Source organism: Pseudomonas sp. (genome assembly GCF_049590575.1).
Taxonomy (GTDB): Bacteria; Pseudomonadota; Gammaproteobacteria; order Pseudomonadales; family Pseudomonadaceae; genus Aquipseudomonas.
Map to the genome: position 1 here is coordinate 1 of NZ_JBAWDE010000423.1, position 3,530 is coordinate 3,530.

Sequence of the window (3,530 nt, forward strand, 5' to 3'; positions counted from 1 at the left end):
GGCACACGCGCCGAACAAAGCCCACAGGGCGGCGCGGCGGTTGGCCAGCAGCAGGCCGAGTGCGATCAACATGCCGGCCAGGGGCTGGTCCAGCAACAGGACTTGCGCAAGGCCGGTAAAGGGCGCGCTGAGCACGGCGAGTGTGTCGGGTTCAACCAGGGCCGACGGGGCGTGCGGCGCTGTGCCCAACAGCAACCAACCCAGGCCGACAAACGGCGCGGTGTAGGCGGGCAGGTCATCGGGCTGGGTCGCGTGTTTCAGCCAGTGGCGCGTCAGGATCGCACTCAGGCCACCGCACGCCAGGATCAACGGCGGTAACACCGGCGACCAGGTGAAATGCTGGCCTATCAACACACCCAACAGCACACCGTTGTAGCTATACAGGCCGGCCTGGCGTTCGGCCTTCGGATAGCCCCGACGCTGGGCCGTGAGCAAACCGGCGAGCCCCCCCAATAGCGCTGCGCCGAGCAAAGCCGGGGCGCCGACCAGGATTGCCAGCAGGCACAGCAAGCCACACAGCGGCTGGCGCTGCAGGAAGATCTGGCTGAAACCGTTGAGCAGGGCTTCGGCCCAGTCGGGGCAGGTGGGGTTGTGCATGGTGGTTTAGTCAGTGAGGCCGAGTTGCCCCCAATCGCAGGCAAGCCAGCTCTCACATTGATTGCGTTGTCATGACGAACTCCGCTCAAATGTGGCAGCCGGCTTGCCCGCGATGGGGCCCGAACAGGTGCTAAATCAACGTCTCTATGCGCAGCGAGTTGGTCGACCCCGGCTGCCCGAACGGCACCCCCGCGGTAATCACCAACGTATCGCCGCGTTGCGCCATGCCTTGGGCCTGGGCAATTTCCAGCGCGGTGGAACACACCTCATCGACCTGGCGCAGGCGGTCGTTGACCACCGAATGCACGCCCCAGGCCACGCTCAACCGCCGCGCCGTGGCGATGTTGGGCGTGAGGTTGAGGATCGGCGCCACCGGCCGTTCCCGCGCCGCGCGCAGGCTGGAGCTGCCGGATTCGCTGTAGTTGACCAGCACCGCCACCGGCAGGATGCTGCTGATGCGGCGGATCGCACAGCTGATCGCGTCCGACACCGTGGCATCCGCCTTGGGCCGGCTGACGTCGAGTTGGGCCTGGTAGTCGGGGCCGTTTTCCACTTGGCGGATGATCTTGCTCATCATCTGCACGGCTTCCAGCGGGTACTCGCCCGAGGCGGTTTCCGCCGACAGCATCACCGCATCCGCGCCTTCGGCCACGGCATTCGCGACATCGGTGACTTCGGCGCGGGTCGGCGCGGGGGAGAAGCGCATGGACTCAAGCATCTGCGTGGCCACCACCACCGGCTTACCGAGCTGGCGGCAGGTACTGATGATGTCTTTCTGGATCTGCGGCACGCTTTCGGCCGGCACTTCAACGCCCAGGTCGCCCCTGGCCACCATGATTGCGTCGCTCAACTCGGCGATTTCCCGCAACCGAAGTACGGCGGAAGGTTTCTCGATCTTGGCCATCAGGAACGCCTTGTCGCCGATCAGCTCGCGGGCCTCGCGGATATCCTCCGGGCGCTGCACAAACGACAGCGCGACCCAGTCCACGCCCAGCTCCAGGCCAAAGCTCAGGTCGCGGCGATCTTTGGCGGTGAGTGGGCTGAGTTCCAACAATGCTTGTGGGACGTTCACGCCTTTGCGATCAGACAATTCGCCGCCATTCAGCACCGTGGTGTCGATTGCGTCGGCATGCTTAGTGACCACGCGCAGGCGCAGCTTGCCGTCGTCCAGCAGCAGGTCCATGCCCGGCTCCAGCGCGGCGATGATTTCCGGGTGGGGCAGGTTGACCCGGCACTGGTCGCCCGGCGTCGGGTCGAGGTCCAGGCGCAGGGCCTGGCCGCGCACCAGTTGCACCTTGCCCTCGGCGAATTGCCCGACCCGCAGCTTCGGCCCTTGCAGGTCCATCAGGATGCCCAACGGGTAATTCAGCTGGCGCTCCACTTGGCGAATCCACTGGTAGCGCTGGGCGTGGTCGGCGTGGTTACCGTGGCTGAAGTTGAGGCGGAAGATGTTCACCCCGGCCTCCACCAGCTCGCGGATGTCATCGATACCGTCGGTGGCCGGGCCGAGGGTAGCGAGGATTTTGACCTTCTTGTCAGGCGTCATGTTTGGCAGTCTCAAGGATCAGAATGGCGCGGAAGTCGTTGACGTTGGTGCGCGTCGGCTCGGTGATGATCAAGCCGTCGAGGGCGGCGAAATAGCCGTAGCCATTGTTGTTGTCCAACTCATCGCTGGCCGACAGGCCCAGGGCTTCGGCGCGGGCGTAGCTGGTCGGGGTCATGATCGCGCCGGCGTTGTCTTCCGAACCGTCGATGCCGTCGGTGTCGCCGGCCAGGGCGTAGACGCCGGGCAGGCCCTTGAGGCTGTCGGTCAGGCTCAGCAGGAATTCGGCATTGCGCCCGCCACGGCCATTGCCGCGCACGGTGACGGTGGTTTCACCGCCGGAAAGGATCACGCACGGCGCGGCCAGCGGCTGGCCATGCTGCACGATTTGCCGCGTGATGCCGGCGTGCACTTTGGCCACATCACGTGCTTCGCCTTCGAGGTCGCCGAGAATCAGCGGGCTGAAACCGGCCTGGCGCACTTTTACCGCGACCGCTTCCAGTGACTGTTGTGGGCGCGCGATCAATTGAAAGTGGCTGCGCGCGAGCACCGGGTCGCCGGGTTTGACGGTTTCCGACGCCGGGTTCTGCAACCAGTTGCGCACGGCCGCCGGGGCGTCGATGCCGTAGCGCTTGAGGATCGCCAGGGCTTGCTGCGAGGTGCTCGGGTCGCCGACCGTGGGGCCGGACGCGATGACCGTGGCCTGGTCGCCCGGCACATCGGAGATCGCGTAGGTGTGGACCGTCGCCGGCCATGCCGCCTTGGCCAGCCGCCCGCCCTTGATCGCCGAGAGGTGCTTGCGCACGCAATTCATCTCGCCAATGGTCGCGCCGGATTTGAGCAGGGCTTTGTTGATGGCCTGCTTGTCGGCCAGGGTGATGCCCTCGGCGGGCAAGGCCAGCAATGCCGAGCCGCCGCCGGACAGCAGGAAGATCACGCGATCGTCTTCGGTCAGGTTGCTGATCAATGCCAGCACGCGGGTGGCCACGGCCAGGCCCGCTGCATCCGGGACTGGGTGGGCGGCTTCGACCACTTCGATTTTTTTGCACGGCGCGCCATGCCCGTAGCGGGTGACCACCAGGCCCGAGACCTCACCCTGCCAGCAGTTTTCAACGACGAGTGCCATGGCCGCCGCGGCTTTGCCGGCGCCGATCACGATCACACGGCCGCTGCGGTCGGCGGGCAGGTAGGGTTCGAGGACTTGCCGGGGGTGGGCGGCGTCGATGGCTGTGGCAAACAGCTCGCGAAGCAGGTGTTGCGGATCGACCGACATAAGCGGGCTCCCGGGGTTTTTGTTATTAGTTTTGTAACTTGGAGTGGGCACCCAAATGTGGGAGCTGGCTTGCCTGCGATAGCGGTGTGTCAGGCAATTAATGGATAACTGAAGGAC

General features: G+C 65.5%; 3 protein-coding genes. All 3 read right to left on the reverse strand.

Going from position 1 to position 3,530, the window contains the following annotated elements:
* Positions 1-597, reverse strand: a 597-nt coding sequence (locus WBR57_RS29405; protein ID WP_424088970.1) for an urea transporter, incomplete at its 3' end; no start/stop codon positions are given.
* A gap of 130 nt (positions 598-727) precedes the next feature.
* Complete coding sequence (gene pyk, locus WBR57_RS29410) at positions 728-2,143, reverse strand: pyruvate kinase (RefSeq protein WP_424088972.1); 1,416 nt, start codon at positions 2,141-2,143, stop codon at positions 728-730.
* Complete coding sequence (locus WBR57_RS29415) at positions 2,133-3,413, reverse strand: glycerate kinase type-2 family protein (protein WP_424088974.1); 1,281 nt, start codon at positions 3,411-3,413, stop codon at positions 2,133-2,135. The genes pyk and WBR57_RS29415 overlap by 11 nt, the downstream gene beginning before the upstream one ends.
* Between the last annotated feature and the right edge of the window lie 117 nt (positions 3,414-3,530).

Bases quoted from the DNA above. Each gene is read 5' to 3' on its own strand.
- pyk (WP_424088972.1), bottom strand. From the start codon at position 2,143: ATGACGCCTGACAAGAAGGTCAAAATCCTCGCTACCCTCGGCCCGGCC.
- WBR57_RS29415 (WP_424088974.1), bottom strand. From the start codon at position 3,413: ATGTCGGTCGATCCGCAACACCTGCTTCGCGAGCTGTTTGCCACAGCC.